Below are 18,779 nucleotides of genomic sequence, written 5' to 3'. Positions count from 1 at the left end.
CCAGCCCGCCAGCCCGCCAGCCCGCCTGCTCCCCCTGCCCGCCCCGTGCGGGGCGGGCAGGCAGGCAGGGGAGAGGGGGAACTACTCGCCGCGGCGGCGGATCTTGTTGCCCAGCCAGATCAGCGGATCGTACTTACGGTCCACCGCCCGCTCCTTGAGCGGGATCAGCGCGTTGTCGGTGATCTTGATGTGCTCCGGGCACACCTCGGTGCAGCACTTGGTGATGTTGCAGTAGCCGAGCCCGTGGTCCTCCTGCGCGGACGAGGCGCGGGTCAGACCGGCCTCGGAGGCCGCGTCCAGCGGATGCATGTCCAGCTCCGCGATCCGCATCAGGAAGCGCGGCCCGGCGAACGACGTCTTGTTCTCCTCGTGGTCGCGCACCACGTGACAGGTGTCCTGGCACAGGAAGCACTCGATGCACTTGCGGAACTCCTGCGAGCGCTCCACGTCGACCTGCTGCATCCGGTACTCCCCGGCCGCGACCCCCTTCGGCGGCACGAACGCCGGGACCTGCCGGGCCTTGTCGTAGTTGAAGGAGACATCGGTGACCAGGTCGCGCACGACGGGGAAGGTCCGCATCGGGGTGACCGTGATCGTCTCCTCCGGTGCGAAGACCGACATGCGGGTCATGCACATCAGCCGGGGCCGTCCGTTGACCTCCGCGCTGCACGACCCGCACTTGCCCGCCTTGCAGTTCCAGCGGACCGCCAGGTCGCCCGCCTGGGTGGCCTGGAGGCGGTGGATGATGTCGAGCACGACCTCGCCGTCGTTGACCTCGACCTGGTAGTCGCGCAGCTCGCCGCCCTCGGCGTCACCGCGCCACACCTTGAAGTGCGCTTCGTAACTCACCCGTCGAGCTCCTCGTCCGTCAGGTATTTGAGCAGCTCGTCCCTGTCGAAGAGGTCGAGCAGGTCGCCCCGGATCGGGTCCGTCGCGCGCCGGCGCAGACCGATCTGGCCGTGGTCGGGGTCGGTGGCCGCCAGGCCCCCGGTGGGGTCGGTCAGCTCGCAGACCAGATTGACCTTGCGCCAGGCGCGGTCCATCTCCGGATGGTCGTCGCGGGTGTGGCCGCCGCGGCTCTCGGTCCGCTCCAGCGCGGCACGCGCCACGCACTCGCTGACCAGCAGCATGTTCCGCAGGTCGATCGCCAGGTGCCAGCCGGGATTGAACTGCCGGTGCCCCTCGACGCCCGCCCGCCGCGACCTGGCCCGCAGCCCGGTCAGCCGGTTCAGCGCGTCCTCCATCTCGGGACCGCGCCGGATGATGCCCACCAGGTCGTTCATCACCTGCTGGAGCTCCTGGTGCAGGGTGTACGGGTTCTCCGCGGGCCGCGCCCCGCCCGCCTGCGCGCCCCCGGCGGCCTCCGCCGCGTCCGCGTCCTCCGCGCTGAACGGCCGCAGCGCCTCGGCCGCCGCGGTGTCGATCTGCTCCTCGGGTACGACGGGACGCGCGCCCTCGACGAACGAGGCCGCGTACCGCGCCGCGTGCAGCCCGGCCCTGCGGCCGAAGACCAGCAGGTCGGAGAGCGAGTTGCCGCCCAGCCGGTTGGAGCCGTGCATGCCGCCCGCGACCTCGCCCGCCGCGTAGAGCCCCGGCACCCCGCGCGCCGCGGCGGTGTCCGGGTCCACGTCGACGCCGCCCATCATGTAATGACAGGTCGGGCCGACCTCCATCGGCTCCGCGGTGATGTCGACGTCCGCCAGCTCCTTGAACTGGTGGTGCATCGACGGCAGCCGCCGCTTGATCTCCTCGGCGGGCAGCCGCGTCGACACATCGAGGAAGACGCCGCCGTGCGGGGTGCCGCGCCCGGCCTTCACCTCGGAGTTGATCGCGCGCGCCACCTCGTCGCGGGGCAGCAGCTCCGGCGGTCGGCGGTGGGTGTCAGGGGCGGAGTACCAGCCGTCGGCCTCCTCCTCGGACTGCGCGTACTTCTCCTTGAAGACGTCCGGCACGTAGTCGAACATGAACCGCTTGCCGTCGCTGTTGCGCAGCACCCCGCCGTCGCCGCGCACCGACTCGGTGACCAGGATGCCCTTCACCGACGGCGGCCAGACCATGCCCGTCGGGTGGAACTGGATGAACTCCATGTTGATCAGCGGCGCCCCGGCCAGCAGCGCCAGCGCGTGCCCGTCGCCGGTGTACTCCCAGGAGTTGGACGTCACCTTGAAGGACTTGCCGATGCCGCCGGTCGCCAGCACCACCGCGGGCGTGTCGATCACGAACAGCCGCCCGGACTCGCGCACGTAACCGAAGACGCCCGCGACCTTGTCGTCCTGCTTGAGCACGCGGGTGACCGTGCACTCCTGGAAGACCTTCAGCCGCGACTCGTAGTCGCCGGTCTCCGCGAAGTCCTCCTGCTGGAGCGAGACGATCTTCTGCTGGAGGGTGCGGATCAGCTCAAGGCCCGTACGGTCGCCGACGTGTGCCAGCCGCGGGTACTCGTGGCCGCCGAAGTTGCGCTGCGAGATCTTGCCGTCGGGGGTGCGGTCGAACAGCGCGCCCCAGGTCTCCAGCTCCCAGACCCGGTCGGGAGCCTCCTTGGCGTGCAGCTCCGCCATCCGCCAGTGGTTGAGGAACTTCCCGCCGCGCATGGTGTCGCGGAAGTGCACCTGCCAGTTGTCACCGGAGTTGACGTTGCCCATGCTGGCCGCGATGCCGCCCTCGGCCATCACCGTATGGGCCTTGCCGAACAGCGACTTGCAGATCACGGCGGTACGCATGCCCCGCTCCCGGGCCTCGATCGCGGCCCGCAGCCCGGCGCCGCCCGCGCCGACCACGACCACGTCGTACGCGTGCCGTTCGACTTGTGTCATCTCAGAAGAACCTCGGATCGTCGAATACGCCGCTGGAGACCAGATAGATGTAGAGGTCGGTGAGGCCGACGCTGATCAGGGACGACCAGGCGAGCAGCATGTGACGGCCGTTGAGGACGCCGACCCAGCCCCAGAGGCGGTAGCGCACCGGGTGCGCGGAGAAGTGCCTGAGCTTGCCGCCCATGATGTGCCGACACGAGTGGCACGACAGCGTGTACGCCCAGATCAGGATGATGTTCACGAGCAGGACGACCGTGCCCAGACCCATGTGGCCCCAGCGGTCGTGCTCGTCGCGGAAGCCGAGCACCGTGTCGTAGGTGAGGATGCCCGCCACCGGCAGCGCGAAGTAGAAGAAGTAGCGGTGCACGTTCTGCAGGATCAGCGGCAGCCGCGTCTCGCCGGTGTACTTCGCGTGCGGTTCGGCGACCGCGCAGGCGGGCGGCGAGGCCCAGAAGCCCCGGTAGTACGCCTTGCGGTAGTAGTAGCAGGTCAGCCGGAAGCCGAGCGGGAAGACCAGCACCAGCAGGGCCGGTGACAGGCCCCACCAGTCGCCGAACAGCGGCCAGTTGGCGCCGCCCTTCATGTCCGCGCAGTTCGACGCCAGGCACGGCGAGTAGAACGGCGAGACGTAGGGCGCCGCGTAGTAGTGGCTGTTGGCGAAGGCCCGCCAGGTCGAGTAGACGACGAAGGCCGCCAGGCCGAGCGCGGTGACCAGCGGTGGCACCCACCACCGGTCGGTCCGCAGATGCCGTTCGGAAATGGCCGCGCGCCCCGGCGTCAGGACGCCGCGGCGCGCGGTGGGGGAGGGGGTGGTTCCGGTGGCCAAGGAGGACTCCGAAGGAACGGGGGAGGGGACGCCGCCGGGTGCGGGCGCCGAGGGGTGCGGGGGTGGTACGGCCGCCGCGGGCCGGTGCCGCGCGCTACGGCGCGTGCCGGTGCGGCGAGCCCAGCCCCTCGTCCTCCGCGTCGGCCCACAGGCCGCGGTCGTACGGCGCGTCCGGGATCGTCACCATCTCGACCTTGCGGATGCCCGCGGTCGTCGGGACGGCCTCGTGCAGCAGAGCCAGGCTCTCCCGCAGATGGGCCGCGTCGGCCCGCACCCTGCGCATGTCCAGGCTGTCGCCCACGTGCTCGTCCAGCCGCCCGACGCAGCGCATCAAGTCGTCGAGCCGCCGGGTGACCGACGTCAGATCGTCTTGCAGGGACATACGGATGCCTCACCTTCTCCGCCGTGCGGGGGTGATGCGGTTGATGACGCTGCCGCGCCTGGAAGTGTCGCGCGTCACACCTTCGGTTGGGAAGACGCGTGCACCAATTCCCCTCCGGGCGGTTCGCCGGTCTCCGGGCGCGCCGCCCGCCCGGCCACCCCGCGCAGTCCCCCGCGCCCCTCATGGGCCGCCCCCCGCGCCAAGGGGCCGTCCGGGTGGAAGAGCGGGGCATTGCGGTCGTGTCGGGGCGGAGAGCCGCTCCTCGTCCCCTCCACTGGGAAGTGATTACCCGGAAATCAGGCCAAATGAGTATGTCCCCGGTCTATGCCGGGCCGCCGGAGGTGTCCGATCCATGAACCGCAGCGCGAACCCACCCGTATTGCGCGCCGCCGTGGCGCTGACCGCCGGGGCGGCCATGACCCTGACCGCCTGCTCCTCGGGCGGCGGCGCCGCCGGGACGGCGGGCACCGACATCGCGACCGTCTCGCGCGCGGGCGTCCGCGACGGCGGCACGCTGCGCTGGGCGACCGATGAGCTGCCCCGCACGCTGAACGCGTACCAGGCGGACGCGGACGCCGACACGCTGACGATCGCGGGGGCCACCCTCCCGGCGATGTACCGGCTCGACGGCCACGGCTCCCCGCGGGCCGACAGCGACTTCCTGGCGAGCGCGGACGTCGCGCAGTCACCGCGCCAGGTGGTCACGTACCACCTGAACCCCAAGGCGAAGTGGAGCGACGGCCAGGCGGTCGGCGCGGCCGACTTCGTCGCCCAGTGGAAGGCGCTGAACGGCAAGAACAGCGCCTTCTGGACGGCCCGCAACGCCGGTTACGACCGGATCTCCGACGTCCGGCAGGGCAAGGACGCCCAGCAGGTCGACGTCACCTTCGCCAGCCCGTACGCGGACTGGAAGTCGCTGTTCAGCCCGCTGTACCCGAAGTCGGTGACCAGTGACGCGGACACCTTCAACGACGGCGTGCGCACCAAGCTGCCGGTCGTCGCGGGCCCCTTCGCGGTCGAGGCCGTGGACACCAAGAAGGGCACCGTCACGCTGGACCGCAACAAGGCGTGGTGGGGCGAGCCCGCCAAGCTCGACCGGATCGTGCTCACCGCCGTGCCGGTGGACAAGCGCCCCGCCGCACTCGCCGCGGGCACCCTCGACCTGGCCGAGATCGACCCCGGCGCGGTCACCGCCGTGACCGGGACCAAGGGCCTGGCCGTACGGAAGGCGCCCGACGCCGCGTACGCGCAGCTCGCCATCAACGGCAGTACGGGACCGCTGGCCGACGAGCGCATCCGGCACGCCGTGGCCCGCGCCATCGACCGCAAGGCCATCGCCACCGCCGTGCTCAAGCCGCTCGGGCTGCCCGACGAGGCGCTCGGCAACCACCTGGTGCTGCCCTCGCAGGACGGCTACCGCGACAACAGCTCGGCGCTCGGCACCAACGACGTGCAGCAGGCCCAGGCGCTGCTGGCCGACGCGGGCTGGACGCGCAGCAACGCCAAGACCGGCGACCAGGCGGCCGGCGGCCCCGGCCGTACCGCGGCCTCCGGCGCCGTCACCGTCGTGGAGCCCGCAGCCGCCGTCAGCAAGGCGGGCAAGCAGCTCACCATGCGCTTCGTGCTCCCGGCGGACTCCCCGACGCTGGACGACGTCGGCACCCGGATCGCCTCGATGCTCTCCGGCATCGGCATCCGCACCGAGATCACCAAGGTCGCGGGCGACAGCTACTTCCAGGACCACATCGCCTCGGGCGACTTCGACCTGGCGCTCTACTCCTGGCCCGGCACGGCCTACCCGGCCACCGACGACACCCCGATCTTCGCCAAGCCGGTGCCCGCGCCCGACGGCTCGCTGACCGTGGCGCAGAACTACACGCGGGTCGGCACCGACCAGATCGACCAGCTCCTGGACCGGGCGGGCGGCGAGCTGGACACCTCCGCGGCCCGCGACCTGACCTCCAAGGCCGACGCCCGGATCTGGGCCGCGGCCGGTTCCATCCCGCTCTACCAGCGCCCCGGCCTGGTCGCGCTGCGCACCACCGTCGCCAACGCGGGCGCCTTCGGCTTCCAGACCCCGGACTACCAGAACCTCGGCTTCCGCAAGTAGGCGCGCGCGGTCGCGGAAAACCGTGCGATTACGGGCCCCAAATCCCCTCTGAAGCCAGCCATCGGCGGCCGAGGGGGGTTGGGGCCCGTACCATGGGGTAAGGCCGCGGCGTGACCTTGCCCGGCAGGCGAGCGCGTCAACGAGGAACGCGACGTCCATCCACGATTCCGGGAGAAGCGCCGCAGCATGTCCACGCGCCACGATATTCGTAACGTCGCCATCGTCGCCCACGTCGACCACGGCAAGACGACCCTCGTCGACGCGATGCTCAAGCAGGCCGGCGCATTCGCCGCCCACCAGCATCTCGACGATCGGATGATGGACTCCAACGACCTGGAGCGCGAGAAGGGCATCACCATTCTCGCGAAGAACACCGCCGTGAAGTACCACCCCAAGGGCGGTGGCGATGTCATCACGATCAACATCATCGACACCCCGGGCCACGCCGACTTCGGCGGCGAGGTGGAGCGCGGCCTGTCCATGGTCGACGCGGTCGTGCTGCTGGTGGACGCCTCCGAGGGCCCGCTGCCGCAGACCCGTTTCGTGCTCCGCAAGGCGCTGTCGGCGAACCTGCCGGTCATCCTCTGCGTGAACAAGACGGACCGCCCCGACTCCCGGATCGACGAGGTCGTCAACGAGACGTACGACCTGTTCCTGGACCTGGACGCCACCGAGGACCAGATCGAGTTCCCGATCGTCTACGCGTGCGCGCGGGACGGCATCGCCTCGCTGACCAAGCCGGAGAACGGCACGGTTCCGGCCGACAGCGACAGCCTGGAGCCGTTCTTCTCCACGATCCTGTCCACCGTCCCGGCCCCCACGTACACCGAGGGCGCGCCGCTCCAGGCGCACGTCACCAACCTCGACGCGGACAACTTCCTCGGCCGTATCGCCCTGCTCCGGGTGGAGGAGGGCGAGCTGCGCAAGGGCCAGCAGGTCGCGTGGATGAAGCGCGACGGCTCGGTCAGCCAGGTCAAGATCACCGAACTGCTGATGACCGAGGCGCTGACCCGCAAGCCCGCCGAGATGGCGGGCCCCGGCGACATCTGCGCGGTGGCCGGTATTCCGGAGATCACCATCGGCGAGACGCTGGCCGACCTGGAGAACCCGGTCGCGCTGCCGCTCATCACGGTCGACGAGCCCGCGATCTCGATGACCATCGGTACGAACACCTCGCCGCTGGTCGGCAAGGGCGGCAAGGGCCACAAGGTCACCGCCCGCCAGGTCAAGGACCGCCTCGACCGGGAGCTGATCGGCAACGTCTCGCTCCGCGTGCTGCCCACCGAGCGCCCCGACGCCTGGGAGGTCCAGGGCCGCGGCGAGCTGGCGCTGGCCATCCTGGTCGAGCAGATGCGCCGCGAGGGCTTCGAGCTGACCGTCGGCAAGCCGCAGGTGGTCACCAAGGTGATCGACGGCAAGATCCACGAGCCGGTCGAGCGGATGACGGTGGACTGCCCCGAGGAGTACCTGGGCGCGATCACCCAGCTCATGGCGACCCGCAAGGGCCGCATGGAGACCATGACGAACCACGGCTCCGGCTGGGTCCGCATGGAGTTCGTCGTCCCGGCCCGCGGCCTGATCGGCTTCCGTACGGAATTCCTCACCGACACCCGCGGCACCGGCATCGCGCACAGCATCTTCGAGGGCCACGAGCCGTGGTTCGGCGACCTGCGGACCCGTAACAACGGCTCCCTGGTGGCCGACCGCGCCGGTGTCGTGACGCCGTTCGCCATGATCAACCTCCAGGAGCGCGGCGTGATCTTCGTCGAGGCGACCACGGAGGTCTACGAGGGCATGATCATCGGTGAGAACTCGCGGTCCGACGACATGGACGTGAACATCACCAAGGAGAAGAAGCTCACCAACATGCGCGCCGCGTCCGCGGACAACACCGAGAACGTGGTGCCGCCGCGCAAGCTCTCGCTGGAGCAGTCGCTGGAGTTCTGCCGCGAGGACGAGTGCATCGAGGTGACCCCGGAGACGGTCCGCATCCGCAAGGTCGTCCTGGACCAGAAGGAGCGGGGACGCTCGGCCGCTCGGGCCAAGCGCTGACCGCGCAGCGCCCGTAGGGGCGCGGGGAGCCGCGCGACCAGACTCCGCCGCCGGACGGCGGGGACCGGTCACGCGCTCTCCGCGCCCCTTTTGGGTTTTTCGCACTGTCCGTTATCCGGACGTTCATCTCCGCTCAGCGGCGTAAGAAAGATCACACTGTCCGTTTCGAACCTGTCTGTGTACGTTCCAGATTGTCCGAATTTTGAGCAGGATCCTCTGCCCATCGTGACCGAAGCGAAACCAGACCCTGTTCCGAGCGACCTCAAACGTGCCCGATAGTGGACGAAGTTGAGCTCGGGTCAATGGGTCACGCGCTGATGGGGAGCGCCGACTCACGAGCACGGAAGGCCAGGCCCTTCTCCTGTCAGGGGTGTCAGGAGTGTCAGCGGCGACCGGCCTTCCTTTCACGTATCGACAGTGACTCCTGAGGAGGCAAACCCATGCGCGGTGCCAAGAGCGCCAAGTGGGTCATAGGCGCGGCAGTCGTCGCCCTCGCGGCAACCGCCTGCGGTTCCGGTGATTCGGACAACAAGGCCGGCGGTTCCAACGACGGCATCGTCAGGGCGTGGTGGGGAGACCCCCAGAACCCCCTGGAGCCGGCGAACACCAACGAGGTCCAGGGCGGCAAGGTCCTGGACATGATCTTCATGAACCTCAAGGAGTACGACCCCAAGACGGGGAAGGCCAACCTTGAGGCCGCTGACTCGATCACCACGACCGACCAGCAGAACTTCACCATCAAGATCAAGCAGGGCCTGAAGTTCTCCGACGGCACCCCGGTGACCGCCAACTCGTTCGTCGACGCCTGGAACTACGGCGCGCTGCTGACGAACAAGCAGCTCAACGCGTACTTCTTCGCGGACATCGACGGCTACGCCGCGGTGCACCCCGACAAGGAGGGCGCCGCCCCGACCGCGAAGACCATGTCGGGTCTGAAGGTCGTGGACGACACCACCTTCACCGTCAAGCTCACCCAGAAGTTCTCCACGTGGCCCGACCGCCTCGGCTACAAGGCGTTCGCGCCGCTGCCGAAGTCGTTCTTCACCGACCACGCCGGCTACCTGAACAAGCCGGTCGGCGACGGCCCGTACATGATCGACTCGTACAGCAAGGGCTCCAGCATGAAGCTGGTCCCGAACCCGAACTACACGGGCCCGAGCAAGCCGAAGAACAAGGGCGTGCTGCTGAAGGTCTACACCGACAGCAACACCGCCTACGCCGACCTCCAGGCGGGCAACCTGGACGTCCTGGACGACGTTCCGGCCGAGCAGCTCAGCCACGTCAAGTCGGACCTCGGCGGCCGCTACCTCAACCAGCCGGCCGGCATCATCCAGACGGTCTCCTTCCCGCTGAACCAGAAGGCGTGGAGCGCCCCCGGCATGGAGAAGGTCCGCCAGGGCCTGTCCATGGCGATCGACCGGAAGACCATCACCGAGAAGATCTTCCAGGGCACCCGCACCCCGGCCACCGACCTCACCTCCCCGGTGCTGGGCGCGGCCGGCGGTTACAGCGACTCCGTCGGCGGCGAGTCGGTCACGTACGACCCGGCCAAGGCGAAGCAGCTCATCCAGGAGGGCGGCGGCATTCCCGGCGGTCACATGACCATCGGGTACAACGCCGACACCGGCTCGCACAAGCAGTGGGTCGACGCGGTCTGCAACAGCATCAACAACGTGGTGGGCAACAACAAGGCGTGCGTCGGCGCCCCCACCGGCACGTTCGCGGACTTCCGCAACCAGATCACCAAGGGTGAGATGACCCAGCCGTTCCGCTCCGGCTGGCAGATGGACTACCCGCTGATCGACAACTTCCTGACGCCGCTGTACGTGACGGGCGCCAGCTCGAACGACTCGCACTACAGCAACCCGCAGTTCGACTCGCTGATCAAGCAGGCGAACTCGGAGCCGGACACCGCCAAGGCGATCGGGTTCTACCAGGACGCCGAGAAGATCCTGATGAAGGACATGCCCGTCATCCCGCTCTGGTACCAGAACGGTGGCGCCGGCTGGTCGTCCCGGGTGTCCAACGTGACGGAGAACGCCTTCAGTGTCCCCGTCTTCACCGACATCACGGTCAACAACTGACCTGATGCGGTAAGCGCGCCCGCCATGGCACCCCGTGGCGGGCGCGCGTTCGGGGGGAACTGACAGCAACCGCTCGCGGTGCGGAGGTCGGCCGGGGTCACAAGCCCCGGCTCACGTCTGCCCCGATCCCTGGAGGACAGATGGGGCGCTACGTCATTCGACGACTGCTCCAGATGGTTCCGGTCTTCATCGGAACCACCTTTTTGATCTTCGTCATGGTCTACGCGCTCGGCGACCCGGTGGCCGCCATGTTCGGCGACCGGGCGCCCGACCCCGCCACGGCGAACCAGATCAGGCACGACCTGTATCTGGACCACTCGCTGCCCGCGCAGTACGGGCACTACATGTGGCAGATCCTCAGCGGCAACTTCGGTACCGCCGCCACCGGGCAGCCGGTCACCGAGCTGATGGGCACGGCCTTCCCGGTCACCATCCGGCTGACCATGGTCGCCTTCGCGATCGAGGCGGTCGTCGGCATCGGGCTCGGCCTGCTGGCCGGGCTGCGGCGCGGACGGTTCGCGGACTCGGGCGTGCTCGCGTTCACGCTGCTCGTCGTGTCCATCCCGACCTTCGTGACCGCCTTCCTGCTCCAGTACTTCGTGGGCGTGAAGTGGGGCCTGGCCAATCCGGCGGTCGCCGAGGGCGCCCCGATCGGTGACCTGATCCTGCCGGGACTCGTCCTGGCCGGTGTCTCGCTGGCCTATGTGGCCCGGCTGACCCGTACCTCGGTCGCGGAGAACTCCCGCGCGGACTACCTGCGCACGGCCGTGGCCAAGGGCCTGCCCAAGCGCCGGGTGGTCACCGTCCACCTGCTGCGCAACTCGCTGATACCCGTGGTGACCTTCCTCGGCACCGACCTCGGCGCGCTCATGGGCGGCGCCATCGTCACCGAGCGGATCTACAACATCCACGGCGTCGGCTACCAGCTCTACCAGGGCATCCTGCGGCAGAATCCGCCGACCGTCGTCGGCTTCGTGACGATCCTGGTAATCGTCTTCCTGGCCGCCAACCTGCTCGTCGACCTGCTTTACGCGGTCCTGGACCCGAGGATTCGCTATGTCTGAGATGTCCGACGCCCGGAGCGCCGCGAACGCGATATCCACAGCGCCCGCCGGGCTGCCCGTGGACGGACCGCGCGGCCCGGGGGAGCCGTCGAAGCCGTCGCGTGACGCGGAGCGCGAGAAGCCGCGCAGCCTGTGGAACGACGCCTGGCACGACCTCAGCCGCAAGCCGATGTTCTACGTGTCCGGGCTGCTGATCCTCTTCCTGGTCGTCATCTCGATCTGGCCCAGCCTGATCGCCGGGGGCAGCCCGCTCTCCTGCGACCTCGCCAAGTCGCAGAACGGGGCGACCTCCGGGCACCCCTTCGGCTTCGACCAGCAGGGCTGCGACGTCTACACCCGCACCGTCTACGGCGCGCGCGCCTCGGTGTCGGTCGGCATCTTCGCGACCCTCGGCGTCACCGTGCTGGGCTCGCTCCTCGGCGGCCTGGCCGGTTACTTCGGCGGCTGGTGGGACTCGATCCTCTCGCGGATCAGCGACATCTTCTTCGGCATCCCGATCCTGCTCGGCGGCATCGTCTTCCTGTCCGTGGTCAAGGGCGGCAGCGTCACCACCGTTTCGCTCTTCATGATCCTGCTGGGCTGGCCGCAGATCGCGCGTATCGCGCGCGGCTCGGTCATCACGGCCAAGCAGCAGGACTACGTGCAGGCGGCGCGGGCACTCGGCGCGGGCAACGCGCGGATGCTGCTGCGGCACATCGCGCCCAACGCGCTCGCCCCGATCATCGTGGTCGCGACGATCGCGCTGGGCACGTACATCTCGCTGGAGGCGACGCTGTCGTTCCTCGGCGTGGGCCTCAAGCCGCCGGCCGTCTCCTGGGGCATCGACATCTCCCAGGCGTCCACCCAGATCCGCAACGCGCCCCACATGCTGCTGTGGCCCGCGGGCGCGCTCAGCGTGACGGTGCTGGCGTTCATCATGCTCGGCGACGCGGTGCGCGACGCCCTCGACCCCAAGCTGCGCTAGGAGGTACGGCGTTGACTGTCATCGATGAGACCGCGAGCGCCCCGGCGCCCGGCGTGCCGACGGCTCCGCTGCTCGAAGTACGTGACCTGCACGTCGAGTTCCACACCCGCGACGGTGTCGCCAAGGCCGTGAACGGCGTCAACTACTCGGTGAACGCCGGGGAGACGCTGGCCGTGCTCGGCGAGTCCGGCTCGGGCAAGTCCGTGACCGCGCAGGCGATCATGGGCATCCTCGACATGCCGCCCGGCCGTATCCCGCAGGGCGAGATCCTGTTCCAGGGCCGCGACATGCTCACGATGTCCGGCGAGGAGCGGCGCAAGCTGCGCGGCCGGAAGATCGCGATGATCTTCCAGGACGCGCTGTCGTCCCTCAACCCGGTGCTGTCGGTGGGCTATCAGCTCGGCGAGATGTTCCGGGTGCACCAGGGCCTGTCCCGCAAGGCCGCCAAGGCCAAGGCGGTCGAGCTGATGGACCGGGTGCGCATCCCGGCGGCGAAGGAGCGGGTGAACGACTACCCGCACCAGTTCTCCGGCGGTATGCGGCAGCGCATCATGATCGCGATGGCGCTCGCCCTCGAACCCGACCTGATCATCGCGGACGAGCCGACGACCGCGCTCGACGTCACCGTGCAGGCGCAGGTGATGGATCTGCTGGCCGAACTCCAGCGGGAGTTCAACATGGGCCTGATCCTCATCACCCACGACCTGGGTGTGGTCGCGGACGTGGCCGACAAGATCGCGGTGATGTACGCGGGCCGGATCGTCGAGAGCTCGCCGGTCCACGAGATCTACAAGAACCCGGCGCACCCGTACACCAAGGGCCTGCTCCAGTCGATTCCCCGGCTGGACCAGAAGGGCCAGGAGCTGTACGCGATCAAGGGGCTGCCGCCCAACCTGCTGCGTATCCCGTCGGGCTGCGCCTTCAACCCGCGCTGCCCGATGGCCCAGGACATCTGCCGGACCGAGGTGCCCGTGCTGCACACGATCGGCGACGGGCGCGGCAGTGCCTGCCACTTCTGGAAGGAGACGCTCGGTGAGTGACCTCTCGAACCGGGGTGAACCCATCCTCCAGGTGCGGAACCTGGTGAAGCACTTCCCGCTGACGCAGGGCATCCTGTTCAAGAAGCAGGTCGGCGCGGTCAAGGCGGTCGACGGGATCTCCTTCGACCTCTACCGGGGCGAGACGCTCGGCATCGTCGGCGAGTCCGGCTGCGGCAAGTCCACGGTCGCCAAGCTGCTGATGAACCTCGAACAGGCCACCGCGGGCGAGGTGTTCTACAAGGGCGAGGACATCACCAAGCTGACCGGGCGGGCCCTGAAGGCCGTCCGGCGCAACATCCAGATGGTGTTCCAGGACCCGTACACCTCGCTCAACCCCCGTATGACGGTCGGCGACATCATCGGTGAGCCCTTCGACATCCACCCCGAGGTGGCTCCCAAGGGGTCGCGCCGCAAGCGTGTCGAGGACCTGCTGGACGTGGTCGGCCTCAACCCCGAGTACATCAACCGCTATCCGCACCAGTTCTCCGGCGGCCAGCGGCAACGCATCGGCATCGCACGGGGGTTGGCGCTCAACCCGGAGATCATCATCTGCGACGAGCCGGTCTCCGCGCTCGATGTCTCGGTGCAGGCCCAGGTCATCAACCTGATGGAGAAGCTCCAGGACGAGTTCACCCTCTCCTACCTCTTCATCGCGCACGACCTGTCGATCGTCCGGCACATCTCCGACCGCGTCGGCGTGATGTACCTCGGGCGGATGGCGGAGATCGGCACCGACACCGAGATCTACGAGCACCCGACCCACCCCTACACCCAGGCCCTGCTCTCCGCCGTCCCGGTCCCCGACCCGGCCGCCCGCGAGCACCGCGAGCGGATCATCCTCTCCGGCGACGTGCCTTCCCCGGCCAACCCGCCCTCCGGCTGCCGCTTCCGCACCCGCTGCTGGAAGGCCGAGTCCCGCTGCGCCGAGGAGACCCCGCTGCTGGCGATCCCCGCCCGCTTCCAGGGCGGCTCCACCCCGGCCACCCACGAGTCGGCCTGCCACTTCGCCGAAGAAAAGGACGTCGTCGGCGCCGCCTGACGATCCCCCACCCCACAGGGGCGCCCCCCACCCCGGGGGGCGCCCCTCTCGCGCGCATCAGGCGTGGCCGTCAGGCGTGGGCGGCCTCGCGGTCGGCTTGGCTGCGCAGGACGCAGAATTCGTTGCCCTCGGGGTCGGTGAGGACGGCCCAGCCGGTGCCGTCGGGGTTGCGGCGGTCGGTGAGGAGGGTGGCGCCGAGGGCGAGGAGGCGGTCGACCTCCTCGTCGCGGGTGGTGTCGGGGCGCAGGCACAGGTGGACGCGGTTCTTGACCGTCTTGGGCTCGGGCACCTGGTTGAAGTGGAGCAGGGAGCCGTCCGCGAGGAGCACTTGGACCTCCGGGTCGCCCGGCCGGTCCTCCGGATCCAGCGGACGGCCGGTGACGCCGCTCCAGAAGAGAGCCAGGCTGTAGGCGTCCGCACAGTCGATCGCCACGTTCTGCACTACCGAGACCATGGCCCGAGCCTTCCCGATCCAGGCGCCCGGCGCCACCGGGTATCCGCCGGACACGTCCTCGGACGGTGCCGCTCTCCCACCGCACGGGGACTGGACGGGCGAGCGGGCGCGGCCGCCTCCATTTTTGACGCGGACAGGTCACTTCGTGGGGGCCGTGACACGGCTTTCTGACAGTGCGTTGCGCACTGGCCAACGCATTGGACATGCCGACACGGAGTAGTAGAAGTGCGACTTTGGCTCTATTGCGGTGTCATGGGTGACTAAGTGTCATTTGTGATCCATGAGGAGGCACGCGATGCGCGGAGCCACGCGCTTGAAGTGGGCCGTCTGTGCGACGGCCGTCGCCCTGGCAGCCGCCGCCTGCGGCAGCAGCAGCAACAACAGCGGTGGGGGCGGCGGCGGCAGCGGCTCCGGCGTCGTGCGCGCTTCCTGGGGCGACCCGCAGAACCCGCTGGAGCCCGCCAACACCAATGAGGTGCAGGGCGGCAAGGTGCTCGACATGGTCTTCCGCGGCCTGAAGAAGTACGACCCGAAGACCGGCAAGGCGACCGACATGATCGCCGACTCGATCACCACCACCGACTCGCAGACCTTCGACATCAAGATCAAGTCGGACTGGACCTTCAGCAACGGCGAGAAGGTCACCTCCGACTCCTTCATCAACGCCTGGAACTACGGCGCGCTGCTGAAGAACGCCCAGATCAACGCGTACTTCTTCCAGTACATCGACGGGTACGACAAGGTCCACCCGGACACCGCGGGCGCCAAGTCCTCCGCGACCACGCTCTCCGGTCTGACCAAGGTCAGCGACACCGAGTTCAAGGTGAAGCTCAACCAGAAGTTCTCCACCTTCCCCGACACCCTCGGGTACTCGGCGTACTACCCGCTGCCGAAGGCGTTCTTCGACGACCACGCCGCCTGGCTGAAGAAGCCGATCGGCGACGGCCCGTACACCATCCAGTCGTACAGCAAGGGCTCGCAGATGAGCCTGCGCAAGTGGGACGGCTACAAGGGCCCGGACCCGGCCCAGAACGGCGGCGTCGACCTGCGGGTCTACACCGACAACAACACCGCCTACACCGACCTCCAGGCGGGCAACCTGGACCTGGTCGACGACATCCCCGCCTCGCAGCTCAAGAACGTCAAGAGCGACCTCGGCGACCGGTACATCAACCAGCCCGCCGGCATCATCCAGACCCTCGCCTTCCCGCTGTACAACTCGCGCTGGTCGTCCGCGAACTCCGCGAAGGTCCGGCAGGGCCTGTCGATGGCGATCAACCGCCAGCAGATCACCCAGCAGATCTTCCAGAACACCCGCACCCCGGCCACCGACTGGACCTCCCCGGTGCTGGGCGCGTCCGGCGGCTACAAGGCGGGCCTGTGCGGCGCCGAGTGCACGTACGACGCGGCCAAGGCCAAGCAGCTCATCCAGGAGGGCGGCGGCCTGCCGGGCGGCAGCATCACCATCGGCTACAACGCGGACACCGGCTCCCACAAGGAGTGGGTCGACGCGGTCTGCAACAGCATCAACAACGTGCTGGGCAACAACAAGGCGTGCGTCGGCAGCCCCACCGGCACCTTCGCCGACTTCCGCAACAAGATCGTCAACAAGCAGATGGACAACCCGTTCCGGTCCGGCTGGCAGATGGACTACCCGCTGATCCAGAACTTCCTCCAGCCGCTGTACTACACCAACGCGTCGTCCAACGACTCGCACTACAGCAACGCCAACTTCGACAAGCTGGTCAACCAGGCCAACGCCGAGACCGACACCGCCAAGGCCGTCGGCCTCTTCCAGGACGCCGAGCGCCAGCTCGTCAAGGACATGCCCGCGATCCCGCTGTGGTACCAGAACGGCAGCGCCGGGTACTCCGACAAGATCACCAACGTCGAGCTGAACCCGTTCAGCGTCCCGGTCTACAACGAGATCAAGGTCAAGTGACGTCCGCCGGAGGCCGCACCGGTAACCCGGTGCGGCCTCCGGCCGCTCCGCTTCCCGCCCCTCCCCGTCACTGCTCGGAAGGCCCTTCGGAAGGCACCGCATGGGACGCTATGTGATCCGGCGGCTGCTCCAGATGATCCCGGTGTTCATCGGCAGCACATTCCTGATCTTCCTCATGGTCTACGCGCTCGGCGACCCCGTCGCCGCGCTCTTCGGCGACCGCGCACCGGACCCCGCCACCGCTGCCCAGATCCGCTCGGACCTGCACCTGAACGACCCGCTGTGGAAGCAGTACCTGCTCTACATGGGGAACATCTTCCGCGGCGACTTCGGCACCGCCTTCAACGGGCAGTCCGTCACCTCCCTGATGGGCAGCGCCTTCCCGGTCACCATCCGGCTCACCATCGTCGCCATCATCTTCGAGATCATCATCGGCATCCTGCTCGGCGTGATCACCGGCATGCGGCGCGGCAAGCCGATCGACACCGGGGTGCTGCTGATGACCCTGGTCGTCATCTCGGTGCCCACGTTCGTGACCGGCTACGTGCTCCAGTACCTGTTCGGCGTGAAGCTCGGCTGGGTCAGCCCCTCGGTCTCCCCCAGCGCCCCGTTCAACGAACTGATCCTGCCGGGCCTGGTCCTCGCCCTGGTCTCGCTCGCGTACGTCACCCGGCTGACCCGTACCTCGATCGCCGAGAACACCCGCGCCGACTATCTGCGCACCGCCGTCGCCAAGGGCCTGCCACGCCGCAAGGTGATCTTCCGGCACCTGCTGCGCAACTCGCTGATCCCGGTGGTCACCTTCATCGGCACCGACATCGGCGGCCTGATGGGCGGCGCGATCGTCACCGAGCGCATCTTCAACATCCACGGCGTCGGCTTCCAGCTCTACCAGGGCATCCTGCGCAACAACTCGCCGACGGTGGTCGGCTTCGTCACGATCCTGGTGCTGGTCTTCCTGCTGGCGAATCTGCTAGTCGACCTGCTGTACGCGGTCCTGGACCCGAGGATTCGTTATGCCTGAACAGAGCAACCCGCTCGACCCCGGCCAGTCCGTCTCGGCCGCGGGCGGTGGCGGCGGCTTCGACCTGGCGGCGGAGGAGGCCGGGTCACTGGAGAAGGGGCCGGGGCCCGACGGCGGCGACCCCGCGGAGAAGCCGCGCAGCCTGTGGTCGGACGCCTGGCGCGACCTGCGGCGCAATCCCATCTTCATCATCGCCGCGTTGATCATCCTCTTCCTGGTGATCATCTCGATCTGGCCCGGACTGATCGCCACCCAGGACCCGCTGAAGGCCGACCTGTCCAAGGCCCAGCAGGGCGCGAGCCCCGGCCACCCCTTCGGCTACGACCAGCAGGGCCGCGACGTCTACACGCGCGTGGTCTACGGCGCCCGCGCCTCGGTCACCGTCGGCGTCTGCGCGACCCTGGGCGTGGTCCTCCTCGGCAGCGTCCTCGGCGGCCTCGCCGGGTTCTTCGGCGGCTGGTGGGACGCGGTCCTCTCCCGGATCAGCGACATCTTCTTCGGCATCCCGGTCATCCTCGGCGGCCTGGTCTTCCTGTCCGTGGTCACCAACAGCACCGTCTGGCCGGTCATCGGCTTCATGGTGCTGCTCGGCTGGCCGCAGATCGCCCGTATCGCCCGCGGCTCGGTGATCACCTCGCGGGAGAACGACTACGTGCAGGCCGCGCGGGCGCTGGGCGCGGGCAACTCCCGCATCCTGCTGCGGCACATCACGCCCAACGCCGTCGCGCCGGTCATCGTCGTCGGCACCATCGCGCTGGGTACGTACATCGCGCTGGAGGCGACCTTGTCCTACCTCGGCGTGGGCCTCAAACCGCCCACCGTCTCCTGGGGCATCGACATCTCCGACGCGTCCTCGCAGATCCGCAACGCGCCGCACATGCTGCTGTGGCCCGCGGGCGCGCTGAGCATCACCGTGCTGGCCTTCATCATGCTCGGCGACGCGGTGCGCGACGCCCTCGACCCCAAGCTGCGCTGAGGAGCCCGT

15 protein-coding genes are annotated in these 18,779 nt (G+C 68.8%); 10 read left to right on the top strand and 5 right to left on the bottom strand.

Annotated elements, in window-relative coordinates; translation table 11 throughout:
• Positions 1–81: 81 nt before the first annotated feature.
• From ABZX65_RS32565 to ABZX65_RS32550, 4 genes are all read right to left on the bottom strand, one after another.
• Positions 82–849: a succinate dehydrogenase/fumarate reductase iron-sulfur subunit gene (locus ABZX65_RS32565; protein WP_355348299.1), complete on the bottom strand. Its 768-nt coding sequence runs from the start codon at positions 847–849 to the stop codon at positions 82–84.
• Positions 846–2,813 carry a fumarate reductase/succinate dehydrogenase flavoprotein subunit gene (locus ABZX65_RS32560; protein ID WP_355348296.1) on the bottom strand — a complete coding sequence of 656 codons (1,968 nt, stop codon included), beginning with the start codon at positions 2,811–2,813 and terminating at the stop codon, positions 846–848. The genes ABZX65_RS32565 and ABZX65_RS32560 overlap by 4 nt, the downstream gene beginning before the upstream one ends.
• A 1-nt stretch (position 2,814) precedes the next feature.
• The gene (locus tag ABZX65_RS32555) at positions 2,815–3,639 is read right to left on the bottom strand and encodes a hypothetical protein (RefSeq protein WP_355348294.1); all 825 of its coding nucleotides are present in this window, start codon (positions 3,637–3,639) and stop codon (positions 2,815–2,817) included.
• Between the two features lie 94 nt (positions 3,640–3,733).
• Positions 3,734–4,021 carry a hypothetical protein gene (locus ABZX65_RS32550; protein WP_355348291.1) on the bottom strand — a complete coding sequence of 96 codons (288 nt, stop codon included), beginning with the start codon at positions 4,019–4,021 and terminating at the stop codon, positions 3,734–3,736.
• Between the two features lie 352 nt (positions 4,022–4,373).
• Here ABZX65_RS32550 and ABZX65_RS32545 point away from each other — a divergent pair, with 352 nt between their 5' ends.
• The 7 genes from ABZX65_RS32545 (at position 4,374) to ABZX65_RS32515 (ending at position 14,374) form a co-directional block, all read left to right on the top strand.
• Positions 4,374–6,131, top strand: coding sequence for an ABC transporter family substrate-binding protein (locus ABZX65_RS32545; RefSeq protein WP_355348288.1), 1,758 nt, complete (start codon positions 4,374–4,376; stop codon positions 6,129–6,131).
• A 186-nt stretch (positions 6,132–6,317) separates the two neighbouring features.
• Positions 6,318–8,183, top strand: a complete 1,866-nt coding sequence (gene typA / locus ABZX65_RS32540; protein ID WP_355348285.1) for a translational GTPase TypA — start codon at positions 6,318–6,320, stop codon at positions 8,181–8,183.
• Between the two features lie 440 nt (positions 8,184–8,623).
• Entirely contained in the window at positions 8,624–10,267 is a 1,644-nt protein-coding gene (locus ABZX65_RS32535) for an ABC transporter substrate-binding protein (protein WP_355348282.1), read from the top strand.
• 140 nt (positions 10,268–10,407) lie between these two features.
• The gene (locus ABZX65_RS32530; RefSeq protein ID WP_188285682.1) at positions 10,408–11,331 is read left to right on the top strand and encodes an ABC transporter permease; all 924 of its coding nucleotides are present in this window, start codon (positions 10,408–10,410) and stop codon (positions 11,329–11,331) included.
• Position 11,332: 1 nt separating this feature from the next.
• Positions 11,333–12,295, top strand: a complete 963-nt coding sequence (locus tag ABZX65_RS32525; protein WP_355348360.1) for an ABC transporter permease — start codon at positions 11,333–11,335, stop codon at positions 12,293–12,295.
• 11 nt (positions 12,296–12,306) lie between these two features.
• Entirely contained in the window at positions 12,307–13,335 is a 1,029-nt protein-coding gene (locus ABZX65_RS32520; RefSeq protein WP_355348278.1) for an ABC transporter ATP-binding protein, read from the top strand.
• Positions 13,298–14,374: a dipeptide ABC transporter ATP-binding protein gene (locus ABZX65_RS32515; RefSeq protein WP_355348275.1), complete on the top strand. Its 1,077-nt coding sequence runs from the start codon at positions 13,298–13,300 to the stop codon at positions 14,372–14,374. The genes ABZX65_RS32520 and ABZX65_RS32515 overlap by 38 nt, the downstream gene beginning before the upstream one ends.
• Before the next feature lie 70 nt (positions 14,375–14,444).
• Here ABZX65_RS32515 and ABZX65_RS32510 read toward each other — a convergent pair whose 3' ends face one another.
• Positions 14,445–14,828 (bottom strand): VOC family protein, encoded by a 384-nt coding sequence (locus tag ABZX65_RS32510; protein WP_355348272.1) that lies wholly within the window; start codon positions 14,826–14,828, stop codon positions 14,445–14,447.
• Positions 14,829–15,123: 295 nt separating this feature from the next.
• Here ABZX65_RS32510 and ABZX65_RS32505 point away from each other — a divergent pair, with 295 nt between their 5' ends.
• From ABZX65_RS32505 to ABZX65_RS32495, 3 genes are all read left to right on the top strand, one after another.
• Complete coding sequence (locus ABZX65_RS32505) at positions 15,124–16,770, top strand: ABC transporter substrate-binding protein (RefSeq protein ID WP_355348269.1); 1,647 nt, start codon at positions 15,124–15,126, stop codon at positions 16,768–16,770.
• 100 nt (positions 16,771–16,870) lie between these two features.
• Positions 16,871–17,794 (top strand): ABC transporter permease, encoded by a 924-nt coding sequence (locus ABZX65_RS32500; protein ID WP_355348266.1) that lies wholly within the window; start codon positions 16,871–16,873, stop codon positions 17,792–17,794.
• Positions 17,787–18,770 (top strand): ABC transporter permease, encoded by a 984-nt coding sequence (locus ABZX65_RS32495; protein ID WP_355348263.1) that lies wholly within the window; start codon positions 17,787–17,789, stop codon positions 18,768–18,770. Before ABZX65_RS32500 ends, ABZX65_RS32495 begins: the two co-directional genes overlap by 8 nt.
• The last annotated feature ends 9 nt before the right edge of the window (positions 18,771–18,779 follow it).

This window comes from Streptomyces sp. NPDC003300, from assembly GCF_040610915.1.
Classification (GTDB): Bacteria; Actinomycetota; Actinomycetes; order Streptomycetales; family Streptomycetaceae; genus Actinacidiphila.
This window is presented reverse-complemented; position numbering and strand designations above follow the sequence as displayed.